This window comes from Scytonema sp. HK-05 (assembly GCF_963872035.1).
GTDB lineage: Bacteria > Cyanobacteriota > Cyanobacteriia > Cyanobacteriales > Nostocaceae > Kalymmatonema.
In genome coordinates this window covers 40,187-58,265 of the sequence record NZ_CAWMYC010000107.1, presented here as the reverse complement: position 1 = coordinate 58,265, position 18,079 = coordinate 40,187, and the positions used below count along the sequence as shown (strand labels likewise).

14 protein-coding genes are annotated in these 18,079 nt (G+C 43.8%); 5 read left to right on the top strand and 9 right to left on the bottom strand.

All coding sequences use genetic code 11. The features are described 5' to 3' along the window. Positions 1 to 12: 12 nt before the first annotated feature. On the bottom strand, positions 13 to 537 hold the full coding sequence (locus AACT52_RS20290; RefSeq protein ID WP_073633088.1) for a hypothetical protein: 525 nt from the start codon (positions 535 to 537) through the stop codon (positions 13 to 15). A 50-nt stretch (positions 538 to 587) separates the two neighbouring features. On the opposite strand from AACT52_RS20290, the gene AACT52_RS20285 reads away from it, so the two are divergent. Continuing rightward, entirely contained in the window at positions 588 to 938 is a 351-nt protein-coding gene (locus tag AACT52_RS20285; RefSeq protein WP_073633087.1) for a hypothetical protein, read from the top strand. A gap of 59 nt (positions 939 to 997) precedes the next feature. Here AACT52_RS20285 and AACT52_RS20280 read toward each other — a convergent pair whose 3' ends face one another. Next, the gene (locus AACT52_RS20280) at positions 998 to 1,996 is read right to left on the bottom strand and encodes a hypothetical protein (RefSeq protein ID WP_073633086.1); all 999 of its coding nucleotides are present in this window, start codon (positions 1,994 to 1,996) and stop codon (positions 998 to 1,000) included. 399 nt (positions 1,997 to 2,395) lie between these two features. Here AACT52_RS20280 and AACT52_RS20275 point away from each other — a divergent pair, with 399 nt between their 5' ends. Together AACT52_RS20275 and AACT52_RS20270 are read left to right on the top strand one after the other, a co-directional pair. Continuing rightward, the gene (locus AACT52_RS20275) at positions 2,396 to 3,547 is read left to right on the top strand and encodes an RNA-guided endonuclease InsQ/TnpB family protein (RefSeq protein ID WP_233154014.1); all 1,152 of its coding nucleotides are present in this window, start codon (positions 2,396 to 2,398) and stop codon (positions 3,545 to 3,547) included. 92 nt (positions 3,548 to 3,639) lie between these two features. Continuing rightward, complete coding sequence (locus AACT52_RS20270; RefSeq protein ID WP_337251633.1) at positions 3,640 to 4,278, top strand: hypothetical protein; 639 nt, start codon at positions 3,640 to 3,642, stop codon at positions 4,276 to 4,278. Between the two features lie 700 nt (positions 4,279 to 4,978). Here the strand turns inward: AACT52_RS20270 and gatB are convergent. The 3 genes from gatB to AACT52_RS20255 form a co-directional block, all read right to left on the bottom strand. Next, the gene (gene gatB, locus AACT52_RS20265) at positions 4,979 to 6,454 is read right to left on the bottom strand and encodes an Asp-tRNA(Asn)/Glu-tRNA(Gln) amidotransferase subunit GatB (protein ID WP_073633084.1); all 1,476 of its coding nucleotides are present in this window, start codon (positions 6,452 to 6,454) and stop codon (positions 4,979 to 4,981) included. Between the two features lie 63 nt (positions 6,455 to 6,517). After that, a complete protein-coding gene (locus AACT52_RS20260) occupies positions 6,518 to 7,783 on the bottom strand; it encodes a glycosyltransferase (protein WP_073633083.1) in 1,266 nt (421 codons plus the stop codon). Positions 7,784 to 7,825: 42 nt separating this feature from the next. After that, positions 7,826 to 8,332, bottom strand: a complete 507-nt coding sequence (locus AACT52_RS20255; protein ID WP_073633082.1) for a HugZ family pyridoxamine 5'-phosphate oxidase — start codon at positions 8,330 to 8,332, stop codon at positions 7,826 to 7,828. A gap of 388 nt (positions 8,333 to 8,720) precedes the next feature. Here AACT52_RS20255 and AACT52_RS20250 point away from each other — a divergent pair, with 388 nt between their 5' ends. Then, positions 8,721 to 9,323: a neutral zinc metallopeptidase gene (locus AACT52_RS20250; RefSeq protein WP_073633081.1), complete on the top strand. Its 603-nt coding sequence runs from the start codon at positions 8,721 to 8,723 to the stop codon at positions 9,321 to 9,323. A 24-nt stretch (positions 9,324 to 9,347) separates the two neighbouring features. Here AACT52_RS20250 and AACT52_RS20245 read toward each other — a convergent pair whose 3' ends face one another. The 3 genes from AACT52_RS20245 to AACT52_RS20235 all read right to left on the bottom strand — a co-directional run bounded on the left by AACT52_RS20245 (position 9,348) and on the right by AACT52_RS20235 (position 13,664). Further along, entirely contained in the window at positions 9,348 to 10,661 is a 1,314-nt protein-coding gene (locus AACT52_RS20245) for a serine hydrolase (RefSeq protein WP_073633080.1), read from the bottom strand. Positions 10,662 to 11,232: 571 nt separating this feature from the next. Continuing rightward, positions 11,233 to 12,615 carry an oxygen-independent coproporphyrinogen III oxidase gene (gene hemN / locus AACT52_RS20240; RefSeq protein WP_073633079.1) on the bottom strand — a complete coding sequence of 461 codons (1,383 nt, stop codon included), beginning with the start codon at positions 12,613 to 12,615 and terminating at the stop codon, positions 11,233 to 11,235. 335 nt (positions 12,616 to 12,950) lie between these two features. Beyond that, complete coding sequence (locus AACT52_RS20235; RefSeq protein ID WP_073633078.1) at positions 12,951 to 13,664, bottom strand: biliverdin-producing heme oxygenase; 714 nt, start codon at positions 13,662 to 13,664, stop codon at positions 12,951 to 12,953. A gap of 499 nt (positions 13,665 to 14,163) precedes the next feature. Here AACT52_RS20235 and acsF point away from each other — a divergent pair, with 499 nt between their 5' ends. Beyond that, positions 14,164 to 15,240 carry a magnesium-protoporphyrin IX monomethyl ester (oxidative) cyclase gene (acsF, locus tag AACT52_RS20230; protein ID WP_073633077.1) on the top strand — a complete coding sequence of 359 codons (1,077 nt, stop codon included), beginning with the start codon at positions 14,164 to 14,166 and terminating at the stop codon, positions 15,238 to 15,240. 214 nt (positions 15,241 to 15,454) lie between these two features. On the opposite strand, the gene ptsP is transcribed toward acsF, so the two are convergent. Beyond that, positions 15,455 to 18,010 (bottom strand): phosphoenolpyruvate--protein phosphotransferase, encoded by a 2,556-nt coding sequence (ptsP, locus tag AACT52_RS20225; protein ID WP_073633116.1) that lies wholly within the window; start codon positions 18,008 to 18,010, stop codon positions 15,455 to 15,457. Positions 18,011 to 18,079: the final 69 nt, after the last annotated feature.

Here is an 18,079-nt window from a genome sequence, read left to right as displayed (position 1 = left end):
ATCTGTTTCTTGCTAAAAGTTTCCTCCACTACCAACGGGTTCCGCTTTCTCGACTGAGTTATCGTTTAATCCTAAAGTCAATTGCAGAGGAGTCCGTGACGGGTATGCCTTCACCACTTGTCGATACACCTCATAGTTAGTAGGTAGCGTCCTCTGTTGCTCACCCACTCTATAGTTCAGTTCGTACTTCACAGTTTTTAACAATTCGGGATTAGTTGCCTGTTGAAGTTTTTTACGTTGTTCCACTTCATCAACTGATGGTCGCGGCGGCAAAGCGGGCCACCATAGACCCTTCTCATCAGGACCAGTGACTGCCCCAGATGGCTTTAAGCCATTGCGATTCAGCAAAGAAGTGGTAGCAAAAGTTTCAAAGCGCGCTAAATTTTCATTGGCTAGGTCGTCGGCAACCTTTACTTGCCAGGTATAACGAGTAAGCGCTGTGGCTTCATACTGGTTAGTGGTTAAGGTGCTGCAACTGGTAAGTGTGAGCGTGGTCAGCACAGCCACTGTTGGGAGCAAAAATATTAGCTTTCCCATTATCCTTTTCCTCTGTAACTAGCTTTCTTGAGACTAGACGAAGTTACGGTATGGCGCAGGCATTACAGCAGTTTGCTGAGGTACACCTTTTCAACTCAACAGCCAGATATAGAGCAAATTTTACTTCTAGGGCAAACGCATCTAAATTAGTCTTGATAAAAAGTTTGGGCGTTGCTGAATTGAGGGATGAAATTTCAAAACTTAATGTTCAAAACCTTTGTCTTTGCGTCTTTGCGACGCCAGAGCCGGCACGAGGGAAACCCTCCAAAGGGCGCTGGCTCGTCTTTGCGCGTTCGCGTAGCGTGCCGACGTTCGTAGGCATAACAAAATTCATACTCGCCCAGCAGCAACGCCAAACTTTGGTTAATGGACTAACGAAAGAATCAGAATTTATCGTTTGACTGGTTTTAGCGCGTGTTAAAGCGAAACTCCCTCGGCATACAAGGAAGTTTCTTTGTGACTACTGCTGTGGCTTTGGCTTTGGCTTGGGCTTAGGCATTTCTTTTAACGTTCCCTTCGGGTTCCCCTTAAAATCACCTTTATTCGCTTTAAACGGTGGCTTTCCTGTTGATGCAGCCCTATCCTTACCAGATGCTTTCAATGCTGCTCTCTTTTCTGCGATCGCTGTAGCTTTATCATCCTTGCTCGCCTTCAGGAACTTTGGTGGCAACTCCAATGGCAATCCCAGTAACGAGTCAAATTCAAAAGCGTCCCGGTGCGGCATAAACCTTGCCTTAATCTGCACGAATACTGGTTTACCTTGTTCTTCTTTTGGGGCTTTGGGATTAAACCTAAACGGCGGCACCAGCGCGTCTCTCCAGAACAAAGGTAAATGACTGGCTTTCATGTATTTTACTTTTTTTGCTGGTTCCGATTGTTTAACATGATTCAGCCGTTCTTTAGTAAAATTCTTAAACACAGAGATACACGGTGTGCGGCACACAGGAATAAACTGCCACAGCCCGCAAAGTTTAAACTCCATGTCCTGAAGTTCTTCTGAGATTACCTGGGATTGTCGTCCTTTGTCAAAGCCGACGACTTGGAAGCCAACGTTGGGCGGCTGATCCCTTCCGGGAAAGTGGGTAAATTTCGGATAAACAACCAAGCGTTGGGTAGATTCGCCAGTCGCCTCTATCTCTTTCTTAAGGGCTTCGTATGCTCTTTTTTTGCTAGGGGCGTAAAACAGTGGGTATTCTTTGTTGCCAATGGTAATGGTACTTCTTTCATTCTCGCCCTCTAGTATGAAGTTTACCTTGCCACTGAGCACGCCAACGGCTTGGAAGAGGGCACCAGGCTCTTCTGGTTCGGTCTTCTGCTCAATAGCTTCTGCTGTAGGTTGAGACGGTACGGAGTCGTCTTTTTGTTCTTGCGCTTCATCCTTCGCTTGTTCAGGGGAGGATGAGGATTTTGGAGAAGGAACTTCAACAGGTTTTGCGCAAATAGTTTTTGCAGATGTCATAACTATAAGTAAGCACGTTTTTTTTAATGATAAACTTGGGAGAAAATCCCAAGTTTCGTTTTGATTGCAAAAGCCTTTGAACGCTCATCGCGGCAGTCCCCAGTCTCAGCGAAGCGGACTGGGTTCGTATAGCGGTCAATCAATGGGGTTCAATGCCCCTTTGATTGACAATTTTCGTATTAAATTACGAATTACTTCTGACTGAGTTCTTTCTGAGATCTCGCAATATTTTTGCAGGTGTTCAAATTCCCTATCGGATATTCGCGTTGTCACTTGCTTCATAGTTGTCAATCCGCTTTCAAGATGCTACCGTTTTAAGATAACAGACAAGTCGATATGTTATGGCTACTTTCGCGAGTTACTTTTAGGCTTTACCCATCAAAGGTACAAGTCAGTAAAATGCATTATTGGCGACGGCTTCACAAGGATTTATACAATGCTTGTGTTGAGCATCGCAAAACCTCTTACAAGAAGTTTGGTAAATCGGTTGATTACTTCGACCAACAAAATTGTTTACCAGAGTTCAAGGAGTATTGGTCAGAGTATAAAGAACTTGGTAGTCATGCATTGCAAGACACTGTTAAACGTGTAGATTTTGCGTTTAAGCGCTTCTTTAAGCTCAAGTCTGGGTATCCAAAATTCAAGTCAAGCCGTCATTACAAAGGATGGACTTATCCTTGCTCAGCAGGATGGAAAGCTTGTACCAATGGCAAAAACGGTTATCTAAAGATATCTAATTTAGGTAACTTAAAAATGCGTGGTCAAGCTAGAGACTGGGGCAAAGCTAAAACTTGTACAATTATATTTAAACAAGGGAAATGGTATGCTTCAATCACTGTTGATTGTGTTCCCACCCGCCCCCAAACTGATACAGGTGCTGTTGGTTTAGATTTTGGTACTCACCATGCTATTGCAGATTCTAATGGCAATGTAATTGAGAATCCCAGATTTGTAAAAGCTGCTCAAACCAAAATTAATCAAATAGCTAAAACTAGTCGTAGAAAAAGACCTCCGAGTAGAGGGGTGAAAGCTTCACGACGTTGGAGAAAAGCAAATAAATTAGTAGCCAAAATACAATCCAAGGTTGCTAGACAAAGGCAAGACTGGCAACATAAAGTCTCTACACAAATAGTTAGCTGTAATAGCTTGGTAGCGACTGAAAAGTTAAATATTAAAGGGATGACTCGCAAGTCTAAAGGCAAAAGAAAACGTCAAAAATCGGGACTTAACCGTTCGTTGCTTGACGTTGGGATTGGCAATCTCAAAGACTTGATTAAGTATAAAGTTACAGAGGCAGGCGGTTTTTATGTTGAGATTCCAACACAAAAAGTTAAGCCTTCTCAAACTTGTCCGAATTGCGGTCATCAGAAAAAGAAAACATTAGCACAAAGAGTGCATCATTGCTCTGAGTGTGGCTACCAATGTGATAGGGATGTAGCAGCAGCAATGGTGATGCTAAATTATGCAAGAGGTATGGAACGTGCCTCTACAGATGCTTCGGAGTTAACCTCTACAGGAGTGCGTTACGCTTCAAGCAAGTTGCTCAGATGAAGCGTCAGAAACGCACATCTCAGGCGTAGCCGGATGTGCGTAGTTCATTCTGCCGTATTTGTATGGTAGGCGACATCTTGAAGTTTTAGCAATTGGCGGGAGCTACTGCCCCGAATCGTTGTTATGTTTCCATCGCTCGTCTACTTGCTCAATCCGGCAACGGTGAGAGGATGTCAATAACCAAACTACGGCGGGTTTTTCCCATGCTCCTAAACGTCGATGCTCATCTTCCCTTTAAGCGTTCTCTAGTCTATGCTGCTTACCGAGACAAGCTCATCGATTTGGTACCCTACATGCCTTCCGTGCAACAAATTAAGTTCATATCAAGTAAAAAGGAAGACGGACTACTGCATTTGGTATACGAGTGGCATGGCGGTGCAAAGATTCCTAAGGTAGCGCGTACTTTTCTTAGCGAGGACTTGCTCGTGTGGACGGAGGAGCAAGTCTGGAATGAATCTGATTTTACGACTCAGTGGCGTATCAAGACCCACTTTTTCACAGAAGCAGTTTACTGTGTTGGCAAAAATCGCTTTTTGGAAGACGGTAGCGGCACTCTCATTGAAAGCCGGGGGGAACTCCAAATTGACCCGCACCAAATCAAAGGCACACCGCAAGTGTTGACAGCAGCAATTAGTCGCATTGTTGAGGACTCGCTGGCTAAGCAGGTCACACCTAATTTTTTACAAATGTGCGAGGGAATTCGTCAATACTTGGAGAAGATGAGAGTTTAGGAGGCTATTCACCAAACAGTGGACAAAGCTAGACATCTAGTTCTATCACTGGACAGATAGCCAGCCTAAGTCTTAAATGACTACGTTTTGAGGGTCACGACACCTACAGGTACTTTCCAGCCCGATCGCTCCCTTGCGCGGGCACAGAGTGCCAATGCCCTTTGGGCACGCTACGCGAACGCAAGGGAGGCAGTGCGCTCTGCGCCATCGGCGTAAGTCCTAAAGGAGGCTTGTGCCAAGCGCGTAAGCTCCTCGCTCCGCGAGGCACGCGCGTAGCGTGTCCTATCGGAGAAGGCGGCTCCTGCGGAACATCGCATCCCCACTTTTTACGATTTAATCATGTGAAAAGCGCTGTATGACAGGAAATCCGTTCACCAGCATCGGAATAAACACAAAAAAAAGGAGAGCCACTTGGGCAGCTCTCCAGATCATCAGGGTGCATCTACTTAACATAATATATCATTTTCGCCCTGAGGGGTGTCACCCCTTTTTTATGATGTTTACCTAAAGATAGTGTAAAGAAATTTCAAAACAAACAGTGGAACCTGTAGAGCAATACACTTGGTGATAAGACCAAAATCGTTATCACCATAGCAATGTAGAGATGTAGAGACGCTTTCATTCAGCGCGTCTCTACTAAAAATCCTTCACTGAACTGTATTGACCTGTAGAGACGTAGCAAACAACGTCTCCACAGAATTTAGCTATTAAGCTTCTTTTCCACCAATTGGTTAGTCAGTTTGGGTTCAGCAAGTTTGTTGGTTTTTTTCAGAACCTGTCCGACAAAGAAGCCTTTGAGGTTGGTGTTACCGTTGCGGTACTTTTCTAGTTCTTTGGGATTGGCTGCCATCACTTCATCAATGATCGATTCCAGTACACTGGGATCGGTGATCAGTTCCTTGCCTTTAAATAATTCCTCAGGAGAACGACCGTCTAGCAACTCTGGAAGCTTCTCTTTGGCTATGGCGTTGCTGATTTTCCCGTTTTCAATCCGAGTGATCACATCAGCTAGATTGGTCGGTGTTAGGGCAATTTCGGTGATGTTGAGTTTATTTTTGTTGAGGTAGGCGGCGACATCCTGAGTAATCCAGTTAGCAGCAGCTTTGGGATTTGCACCACTCACAATCACTGCTTCAAAATACTCAGCAACGGAACGTTCTTCTGTCAACACCCGTGCATCATAAGGCGTCAGCCCCAACTCATTTTCATAATGATGGCGTTTTTGTGCCGGTAGTTCAGGAAGTTGACTGCGCCACTCTTCTAATTGTTCATTTGAAACCTCAATTGGCGCTAAATCTGGTTCGGGGAAGTAGCGATAATCGCTAGAACCTTCCTTAACCCGCATACTAATTGTGCGTTGAGAGCCTTCTTCCCACAGGCGAGTTTCTTGTATAATACGTTCGCCAGCTTCTACCGCTGCGATTTGCCGCTCAATTTCGTATTCAATCGCCCGTTGGATGGCGTTGAACGAATTCATGTTTTTGATTTCTACCTTTGTGCCAAATTCCTTTTGTCCAACGGGACGCACGGAGATATTGACATCGCAACGGAGAGAACCTTCTTGCATATTGCCATCGCTGACGCCAAGGTAGCGTAGAATGCGGCGCAACTCTTGAGCATACTCCGCAGCTTCTTGTCCAGAACGCAAATCAGGTTCCGAGACAATTTCCACCAACGGTACACCTGCCCGATTGTAATCTACCAGGGAGTAGGTGGAACCGGAAAGGCGATCGCTTCCCGCATGTACCAATTTTCCCGCATCTTCCTCCATATGCAGACGCGTGATACCAATCCTTTTGCGAACGGGGTTACCCTCAGCATCGACTAATTCAATTTCTAACCAGCCATGTTCAGCAATGGGCAGGTCATACTGAGAAATTTGGTAATTTTTGGGTAAGTCAGGATAAAAATACTGCTTGCGGTCAAACTTGCTATATTTTGCGATTTGGCAATTAAGCGCCAAACCTGCTTTGACGGCGTATTCTAGAACTTTTTCGTTCAGTACGGGCAATACACCAGGCAAACCCATGCAAACCGGGTCAATGTTAGTATTGGGGTCACCACCAAATGCCGTAGAGCTAGAAGAGAAAATCTTGGTGTTGGTGCTGAGTTGACAATGGGTTTCCAGACCAATAATCGCCTCGTACTCAGTTTTTACTAAAGCAGCAGAAGTCATAAAATTACAAATTTGGGCATAATCCTTCTTCCGGGTACTATTTTAGCTTTGTTGGGACTTCCCCTAAGGACGGTTATCAGGGCAGAGTTTATCAACAATAATATCAGCGGTACGTTTTACCCCATTGACTTTGCTGATAGCAGTTTGTATTCGGCGGGCGTTGTGACGATAGGAATCATTCGTTAACACTTTTTGGATCGCCATCTTTAAGCGATCGCCATTAAAATCCTTCAGGGAAATAAACTCACCTGCGCCTACCCATGCTACCCTAGCAGCAATTCCTGGCTGATCATCTCCAATCGGAATTGCCACCATCGGCACTCCTACACTGAGGGATTCCAACACTGAGTTTAAGCCTGCATGGGTGATAAAAAGACTAGCACGTTTGAGCAGTTCCAGTTGCGGGGCGTACTTGACAACTATTGCTGAACCGGGCAATTCGCCCAAAGCTTCAGGATTCAAAGCACCACCTAAAGAGATGACCAGTTGTACATCCAAATCCTCACAGGCGGCGGCAATCCCCTGAAAGACTTCTACAAAACGATTTTTCAGCGTTCCCATTGAAGCATAGATCAGGGGGCGACCGCTCAATTTCTCGTAGGGAAAATCTACTCTTTTGCGTGCGTTTGGGTTGATGAAAGGTCCAGTGTAGTGAAAACACTTTGGCAAAGCGAGTCGGGGAAAGTCAAACTCAGGTGGTTGTTGGCTAATTTGCGCTTCTTTCGACCAGACATCAGTGAGTTGAGAATAGAGAGGCAAATTCCACTGCTTGCGGTAGGTTTGGATGGTTTTGAAACCCGATGACAAGAGCAGGTTCAACAGCGTGTAAGTCATTTGGTTACGCCACTGCGCCCACCATACAGGCTTAGGACTCCAGGTTGTGACAAACGGTGGCACATTCGGTTCTGGATTCATCATCAAAGCATTGCAGATTGTGACGAAGGGAATACCTAGATAATCGGCAATAGTACCGCCTTCTGGGGAAGCTTGATCCACTAGCATTGCATCGATGTTAGCTTCTGTGATGACAGCCGGAGCATTTCGCAGCCTGATGTCTACTAATTCTGTAAATGTTGTGACAGTGAATTTAAAGGCATCTAAACCGCTCAATTCCCCATCTATTTCCTGTAATTTTTGGGTTTTTCCCAAAGGAAATTCATCAGGGGCGATCGCCCGAAATTCTATTCCAGCTGCTTGTGCAGAAGCTTGAGCATCCAGAACGTTAATCAGTGTTACGCGATGACCCCGTTGCTGGAGTTCCTGTGCTAAAGCCATCATGGGATTGAGATGGCCAGGAACTCCCGGACAGATGATACCAAAGTGGGTCATGTTCCTCTATTTTCGTTGGGGAGTGGAGGTTTAGGAGATACGTTAGCTGTTTCCTTTGCCCTCACTTGTGATATTGGTTAAAGTGCTTAGGTCGTTCGGGTCTACCTCATAGGCAGCACCAAAGCCGATGACAAAGCGACCTTTGCTTGGCGTAAGTTTAAAAATGCGGAAGTCTGGTAAATCGCGCAATAGCTGAATAATTTCTCCGAAACGCGTTTCAAAGCTGTCAACAATTTGATTCCATAGCTCTGTATCGCGTTCGACTAACGTCGCTGTACAGTCAAAGGTTAGACGACGACGCGCAAAGATTTGCTTAGTTTGAGATTCCTCTTCTATGAATAACACACTTGCCTTGGGGACTGCATAGAGATTTTGAGTGTGGGTAGAAAGACCACTGACATAGATGTAAATATTTCTGCTTTCATCTATGACAAAAGGAGCATAGCTCGCATTGGGAATGTTATCTGCACTCACGGTGCTGATAACAACACTTTGGAACAAGTCGGTGAAGCTTTGATAGGCGGCAAGGGCAGTTTCAAATTGAGACATAGAAGAACCTTTTCGTGATAGTAGGTTGGGCAAACCCGTGGGGAAACGCAACAAACAACGTTGGGTTTCGTAGCCTCAACCCAACCTACTACGCAAATTGGTATCATTGACACTCCCCACGGCTATAAGCCGGGGGATTCTTGGCTCAACGTCGGAACTTGCACATGCCTGGGTTGCCCCCAACGAGCGAAGGAGCAGGTAGAACATTAGTCGATTTTAATGTATTTTTTAATATTATTAAAAACAGATTTCAGGGAATTTACTTATATAAATTTGCGGAAGTCGCATTGTCACAAATGTAGGTTGTTTTGGAAGATATGAAACAACGAGGGGTTTTTTGTCTTCAAGTTACCAAAAAATTGGTGATTTTAATTTATGTGAGGTAACAATGAAAGCACTCAAGGCACTGACTACGACTTTTATCGGTATTGGATCTGTGCTGGCGAGTTTACCTGCTCAAGCAGAATTGGCACCCCAAGCCGTTATCAATGCAGTATATACTGGAATCCAGCACATTCACGGTTATCAAGCGACACCAAGATTAATTTGGGGTGTTGCTCATGGTTCTCGCGGTGGTTGCGGACCTCTTTATAGTAGTCAATATTGCAAACGCAACCACACTGTCTACATCACCACACGAGATATCAGGATGGCATACCAGTACGGAGATGCTGCCTTAGCTTATATTGTTGGGCATGAATATGCTCATGCTATGCAAACTGCATATGGATTTCAACCCAATGTGACACCTATATCAGAACTTCAAGCGGATTGTTTGGCAGGAGTTTATTTGGGGTTGATTCCCAATATTGCTCTTGATAAGCGGGATATTTTAGAGATTGCAACCCTAGCTCATCGAATTGGGGATTACCAATGGGGCAATAAGCACCATCATGGCACACCAGAACAACGCGTAAGAGCTGTTGTTCAAGGTATGCAAGGTGCCGTCAAGGGAGGTGGTGTGCGTGTCTGCCGTGTTCGGAGGGTGTAAGGGAGAATAATAGACCCTTAACGTTTATTGAGACACACTACTAGTCACTTTTGGTTGGTCTAGGTAGCCATAAACCAGCTTAGAAACTTGACTAATAAAAACTCTTGCTCTGGTGTCACCAAAAGGTCTTTTCACCAAAATGCCTGCTAAGTAACGCTTACCTGATGGTAACTCGATGATACCTGCATCCCCAAGGAGAACTCCCAAAGTTCCTGTTTTATGAGCAATGACCGCACCTTTACCAAGACCGGCTGGTAGCAACCTTCTGTTCTCAACACGACGCATAATGCCCAAAGCCTGGGAACGACTTCTATCACTCAGCAATTTATTATTAGTAATCAACGCTGACAGTCTTACCAGGTCTTTAGGGCTGGTCGTATTAGTTCCCTTAAAGTCACCAAGCAAATTGCGAATCACGGTGTTTTGCAGCCCCCAACTACGAAACCGCTGATTTAACTTAGCCTTACCACCTAAACGGTCAATAATCATATTCGTAGCCGTATTGTCACTGATAGTAATCATCTTGGTGATGGTGTCTAAAACACTCAGTCGGGTTCCCACTGGTTTGTATTGCAAGACTCCGGAACCTTCAGCTTCAGCTTTCAAGTCCCGCCGCAGCACTAAGGTTTCATTCAGCTTGACTCTCCCAGCATCAACTTCCTGAAACAAGGCAACCAAAATGGGAAACTTAATGGTGCTAGCAGCTGGAAATACCTTCTCTCCATTGAAGTCCAAATAGTTGCCTGTATCCAAATCTAGGAAAAAGATTCCAGGCGAGAGAAAGCTGTAGCGAGCGATCAATGTTTTTAGTTGGGAGTTTAGCTGCAACAATTCCTTACCCAAGGGGACAACCCCAGCAAAGGTCGAAATATTGCCGATTTGCACGGGAATTTGTTCTTCTTCAGATTTGGTGTCTATAACTTTGACTTGCGAATCACTCAAGGCTGCACGTTCAATTGAGGAGAATTTCACGATCCAGTGTGAGGAAGAATCTCCTTGAATCAGTAATTTTTCGGGGGATACTGTGTAGCCAGGTGCTAATTCAACAACCAATCTGGTTGTTTGGGAGTCAACCTGTCCCAAACGAATCTCCCGAACTGCTGATCCAAGAGTTTTACGGACTGTGTTGTCGTCTAGATTGGTTGTTCCTGGTAGATCAATAACAAGTCTTGTCGGGTTATTAATTAAAAAAGCTTTTGGTTGTACTCCAGAATCAGTAGTTATATCTAGTTGATTTTGAACGGGGTCGAAATACCAAGATTGCAAGCGAGCTGCTTTGACTGGAGAAGATAACAGTAGAATACTGGCGACACTAACTAACAGAAAGCTAAATCTCATCAGTGTGATTTTTGTGAGCGATAGTAGAATTTGCTTGCACAAATCTTCCAGATTTTTCTAGTCTTGTCCGGAAAAAAACTGCATGAGATTGTAATTATTGCTATTTTAGTTGTGTTGCCGCAAGTGACCTTAGTAACATATAACTGAATTGCTGATGCCGTAGTCTCAATCAACAACGGCTTATTTAAACCCAAAGCCTCGTTGGGAACATTTTGTTTGATATAGGAGTCATTGAGAAAGTAGTCCTTGCCGACTTGTTATCCATAAGGACTTAAACAAGAAATGGCAACCGTAATATCTAGGGAGATGTGTTGTATTCATTCCGGTGAATTAACTACAGAAAAACCCCCATCCTACCTTATGGTAAATCTCTCAAGAATTGAGAGATAACTTTGGAGTGAGGGTATTTATGATAAATAAGCCTCTGGCAAAAGTTAAGAAGAATGAAAATGAAACCACAGATGCACACAGATGCACACGGATAATTTATCTGTGTTAATCTGTGGTTTGAAATCTCGTTATATGACTTTTGCAAAAAGTCGAACGATTAACTGAAGTTCCTATTAAGCACTCAAATTGCGCGGGAGAATTTTTTCTCTTGTTTTGTTGTATGCATATCAAAAATAACGGCAATGTTTCTTATGAGTAATCTACCGATTTCTGTGACGCTAATATGGTTTTTTGATAGACTTACCAATCCATCTGCTTCTAAACGCTTTAACGCCTCTAATTCCTGAGAGAAATAGTCATCAAAACGGATATGGTACTTGTCTTCAATGTCTTGCTTATACAGTTGGAAGTGACACATGATGCTCATGATGACATCCCGCCTGAGAATATCATCCCAAGTGAGTTTGATACCTTTACTAATCGGTAGGATATCTGTATCGATTGCTTGATAGTAATCGCTTAATTGCTTGTGGTTCTGGGCGTAGGTATCTTCTAGCATACTGATGGATGTGGCACCAAAACCAAAGAGTTCTGCTTGCGGCTGAGTTGTGTAGCCTTGGAAGTTGCGTTTTAGGGCGCGATCGCCTTGAGCAATTGCCAATTCATCATTGGATTTGGCAAAATGATCCATACCTATGAATAAATATTGGTGAGTTGTCAACTCTTCAACAGTCATCTTCAAAATTTCTAACTTTTCCTGCGCTGGGGGTAGTGCCTCTAGTGGTATATTTTTTTGCACTGGCTTGAGCCACGGTACATAGGCAAAGTTAAAAACAGCAATCCTGTCTGGATCTAATTCAATGGTCTTTTTCACCGTCTCCCGGAATGTCTGGACAGTTTGATAGGGTAGACCGTAAATCAGGTCTACATTCACGCTTTCAAACTTCGCTTCTTTAATCCAGCCCATCACATCAAACAGCATTTCTTCTGGTTGAATGCGATTCACTGCAACTTGAACTTCACGATTAAAATCCTGAATACCAAAACTAATTCGGTTAAACCCAATCTCTCTCAGAAAGAAAATGTAATTTTTATCGACATAACGGGGATTAATTTCAATAGAGATTTCTGCTGTTGGGCTAAGTGTGAAGTGTTGATTGATATTTTTCCATAAACGTTCCACTTGTTCACGGCTCAAATAATTAGGAGTTCCACCACCCCAGTGAATTTGAACCACGTTCCTATCTGAATCAATTAAGCTTGCTGTTTTCCTAATGTCTCGAACCAGATAGTCCAGGTAAGGTATAGCAATATTCTTGTTGTTTGAAATGACTACATTACAACCGCAAAAATAGCAAGCACTTTGGCAGAAGGGTATATGGAAATACAAAGAAAGAGGAGTTTTCCTTTGATTCGAGGCGGCGATCGCAGCTTGAAAATCTGTATGAGTAAATGCTTCGGTTAACTCTGTAGCGGGTGGATAACTCGTGTATCTGGGTGCAGGAGTATCGTACTTCTTGATGATATCGAAATCAAACTTGACACCAGGAATTTGAAAAACCATCGAGGTTGCTTCCAATAAAATGAATGTATGGAGAATACGAAGGTAGCAATGGATATAACGGATGTAGCGCTTCTCGTTCGTATTTAATAAACAAGAGTACAAAAGTCAAACAAAGGAGAAAATAAAACCACAGATGGACACAGATGGACACAGATGATTAACTAGTGTGAATTCATGTGCATCTGTGGTTCTAAATATCTATTCATCAGACTTTTGCAAGAAGTCTAATTGAGAACTGCTATAAATCATCCGCGATATCCAGTTACAAAATCCGTTACTGATGCACCTTGAGAAACGCTATCTCACTCGTGTAGAGGTGATTGTCAATAAAATTTCTAAGCTTTACTCAGTTCGGTGTTACCGGGGTTATTAGTGTTAGTCAGGCTATTGAACATGACTTGACCGATGAGTTTGATGAGGGTTTCTTCCAATTCTTTCGCCATCTGCATATTCAGCCGAAATGCGTGGTTTGCTTCCGCAACAATGCGGTCTGCGGTTGCATCATTTATTGGCAATGAATCTAATGCTTGACGATATTTGTCCTTAAATGCTTTTTTGTCTGGAATTTGCTCAAAATTGTAGAAAGATGTGCCTTCATATTCAGAAAGCTTCAAGACTGACTGAGCAACCTTTTGCAACATCTGACCACCAGACAAATCGCCCATGTAACGGGTATACGCATGACCTATCAATAACTGTGGTTCTTTTGCGGACAGTTCACGGATGCGGCTGACGTAAGCCAAGGTGGCTTTTGCTGGTGTGATTTGCCCTCTCCAGTTGTGAGAGTAGTAAAACTCTAAGTCTTTTTCCAAATGAGCTTTGCGATTGAGTTCTCTGAAATATACCGCACTGATTAAAGAATGGTCTTTATGATGCTCTAATGCTGTTTCCAGTTCGCTATAGATGTAATACAAGTTACCTAAAAACTTTGCAAAGCAGTTTCTATCAACAACTCCTTTGACAAAGCATTTCATGAATCCCATGTTTTCAATTGCTGTATGAGCTTGTTGCGTTCCACAGCGAAGTTTTTCAGCTAGATTGCTACTCATTGTTAAAGCGGTTCTCGTCCAAGTAAGATACGTACCCAATACCCATAAGGTTTGGAGTTACCGAATTTTAGGACTTTCGCAGGATTCCCCTTGTCAGCGTATCTCTTTTGTAGTAAGCGCTTACTACGAACTCCTCAAATCAAAATTGATAGACTACTCCCTCCTACCTGAATAAGCATTTATTCACTGGTTGCTGGGAGTAGATTCCAGGTAACGTCAGAGTTAGGAGGAGATAGCAATTTTGGGTTTAGAGCAGAACTTAGCCAGCAACTACCACTGCTAATGTCTCTCCAAACCACGTTGATGACCACTTAGACTATTTAACTATCAAATAGTTGTATAACCATAAATCCATTCATATTTATTCATATTTTCCCGACACTCCATCCAAACGCAAATCAGTTTTGAAAATTATTTTAAATAATTTTACTTTTAGTAGATTTTAATGATGATTCATGCTTATATAGCTTTAAAAAGATAAATTGATTGAACGATTCTCATGGCTAAGTCTCTTCAAACCTCAGAGCCTGAGTTGCTTAAGCCAGGTGTGAAAGCGCCTGTGCAGGAAACATTGTTAACGCCCCGGTTCTACACCACTGACTTTGAGGCTGTAGCGCAGTTGGATATTTCGGCGCATGAGCCAGAGTTGCGGGCTATTGTGGATGAGTTGCGGGCTGATTATAACCGCCATCACTTTGTGCGTGATTCCGAGTTTGAGCAGAGTTGGGAACACATTGATGGGGAAACGCGCCGCGCTTTTATTGACTTTTTGGAGCGTTCATGCACTTCGGAGTTTTCCGGGTTTCTGCTGTTCAAAGAGTTATCGCGCAGACTGAAGAACCGAAACCCGATTTTGGCAGAAGCTTTTCATTGTATGGCACGGGATGAAGCACGCCATGCGGGATTTCTCAATAAAGCAATGTCAGACTTTAATCTCTCGCTGGACTTGAGTTATCTCACAAAGAATCGTACTTATACCTTCTTCCCGCCTGAGTGGATTATCTACACAGTTTACCTATCTGAGAAAATTGGCTACTGGCGTTACATCATCATGTTCCGTCACCTAGAGTCATATCCAGAAAACCGATTCTATCCCCTCTTCCGCTATTTCGAGAGTTGGTGTCAGGATGAGAATCGACATGGAGATTTCTTTAAGGCGCTGTTGCGATCGCAACCTCAACTGTGGAACAACTGGAAAGCACGTTTGTGGGTGCGATTTTTCCTGCTGTCTGTGTTTGCTACCCACACTTTGACAGTGCTGGAACGAGTATCATTTTATCGCTCTGTTGGCATCAATCCATACGAGTACAACATCCAAGTCATTGAAAACACAAATGAAACCGCAGCACGGGCATTTCCTGTGATACTGGATACAGAACACCCAGAGTTTTTCCGGCGACTCGAAGAGTGTTCCGATATTAATCTCAAGCTAGTGGAGATTAACAGCAGCAATAGTCCAAAGATTGTCAAGTTCTTGCAAAAATTACCCTTGATACTTTCAATAGTTGGGCATTTGTTACGGCTTTACCTTATCAAGCCGATTGATACTGAATTAACTCGGGAAGCAGTTTATTAACAGTTACCAGTTATCAGTTATCAGTTACCAGTTATCAGTTACCAGTTATCAGTTACCAGTTATCAAGATGTCCCAAGTCAATCTTCTCACTGGTCACTGTTCACTGTTTTAAATGGGAACTTAATACACCTGTTGCGGAATGTGAGTTCCATCTGTGTCCATCTGTGTCCATCTGTGGTTAATTATTCTTTTTTTTGGAATCAATGCAAGAAGTCTAATGTTGAGATAATTTTCGGATCAATTCTCTGACATCAGCCGCAGAATCTTGATCCATAGCTGATGCAACAATTGTCTGTGCTTGTGCCATTGTTAATTGGGCGATCGCCTGCTTAAATCCAGGAATAGCTTGCGGATTCAGACTCACCTCATCTAATCCTAACCCCAATAAAATCGGTGCTGCTAAAGGATCTGCTGCTAGTTCCCCACATAACCCCACCCAAATACCTGCTTGATGTGCAGCTTGGACAGTTTGTTGAATCATCCGTAACACAGCTGGATGCAATGCATCAACTAAAGCTGCGACTCGTGGATGCGTACGATCTGCCGCCATGACATACTGGCTGAGGTCATTAGTACCAAGACTGAAAAAGTCTACCTCAGCCGCTAACTTGTCAGCAAGGACAACCGCCGAGGGTGTCTCTACCATAATACCCACTTCCATATTTTCATCAAAAGGGATACCAGCTTGACTCAGTTGTGCTTGTACTTCTTTTAGTATTGCTTTGGCTGCTTGTATTTCTTGCACAGTCGCAATCATCGGAAACATGATTTTAATTTGATGTCCGAGACTCGCTTTTAAAATTGCCCGCAACTGGGTTTTGAAGATATCAGGATGATCGAGACAAAAACGAATTCCGCGCCAACCCAGAAAAGGGTTAGTTTCGTGGGGAAAATTCAGATAGGGAATTGGTTTATCGCCTCCCACATCTAGAGTGCGGATGATGAACGGACGGGTATCAAGAAGTTGGGCGATACTTTGATAAACTGCTAGTTGCTCTTCTTCGGTTGGCGGTGTTGTTCTTTCCAGATAAAGGAACTCAGTGCGGAACAATCCTACACCTTCTGCACCTAAATTCAAGGCGGCTTGAGTATCAAATATACTTCCAATATTAGCGAATACACCGATTTGCTTTTGATCGCGCGTCATTGCTGGACTGAAGGCCGTTGCGAGTGCTTGCTGATAAGCAACTTGCTGTGCATTTCGCTTTGCCTCAAGTGCTGTTTGGATATCTGGTTCTGGTTCTATCCAGACTCTGCCACTCTCACCATCAAGCGCTAATCGGGTATTATCTGCTACTTGCAATATTTCCGGTGGTAAGCCAACAATCGCAGGAATACCTAATCTCCGGGCGATAATAGCACTATGAGAAATGGGACTCCCAGAAGTGGTACAAATTCCCAGGACTTTTGCTGGATCTAGCCTAGCTGTATCAGAAGGACTTAGGTCAGTTGCAATCAAAATCGCTGGCTCACAGAGATTAAAATTGATATGGCTATCATCTGAAATTCTGATGTGGGATTGAAATCTAGTCAGTAGTCGTAATACTCGCTGTCCCACGTCTACTACATCAGCGACTCTCTCTTGTAAGTAAGAATCTTCAATACTACGGTAATTATTAGCCAACTCATCGACAACCGCCTGCCAAGCCGCTTCAGCATTATAATGTTGTTCAAAGATGCGTTGCTGAACTGCCTCTAGTACCACAGGATCTTCTAAAAAGAGCAGATGGGCATCAAAGATGGCAGCTTCAGCGTCTCCAATTTGAATAGATGCTTGTGAGAATACAGCTTCAATTTCCTCGTGAGCAATTTGAATGGCTACCTGTAAACGTTGCCACTCTGCCTCAACATCATCTACGTGGTATTGCTGAATATCAATCGGAGTAGGACGATACAGAAAAACGGGTGCGATCGCCACTCCATTGGAAGCAGGAATGCCTTGGAGAAAGTGATGCGAAGATGGGATGTGTATCTGCGTGTCTGGGCGTCTTTGTGTCTCCACATCCGGCAAAACTTCGCCAAAGTTGGTTTCAACCAATGCTTGCAATGCTGCCAGTGCTTCATCTGCATCAGAACCAGTAGCAGTAATAGCTAGTTCGTGTCCTTGACGCACACCCAAGGTGGATACTTGATTGATACTATCAGCGCGTACTAATTCAGTACTTTTAGTAATATTCTGTACTTTGATTTGGGATTGAAAACGGGCTGCTGTTGCCACAAATTTCGCAGCAGGACGGGCGTGTAATCCCAATTTATTACGGACGGTTATATGTATTTTTTTTGTTTCCGGTTCCTCCAAAGACCTCACCTCCTCTGGGCTAGCAGAGAGGGGGGCAGGCACTAACGGCGTGAGGTTATAGGCTACACCTAATTGAGTCGCTTTTGCTACCAATGCTCCCCGTGCTTCAGCCATAACCTGTTGAATATGACTACCAGCAGCTGCGGCTACAGCGGCTGCGATCGCACCTTCAACAAGTGGTGCTTCACACAGATGGACTTTATCGCGTAGTTCTTCTGGAAGAAACTCTAGCGCCATTTCCGCACTCATGAGGGCGCTGCCAAGATCCATTAAGACGATGACACCTTCATCACTGTAAACAGAGGCGATCGCCTCATAAACCTGCATAGCATCTGTACCCAGCGGGTTTTCTGGATCGTCAATTCCAGCAGCAACAGCCAGGGGGACTTTGCCCTGAACCATCTGTGCTGCTAGTTCCCGGACTCCTTCTGCAAGCTTTTTGCTGTGAGAGACAATGACAATTCCGACCACGACCACACCATCAACTTTGTTGAAAAGCGATTGCTCACTCACTTACTTTATGCTGTTAGTTGCTCATAG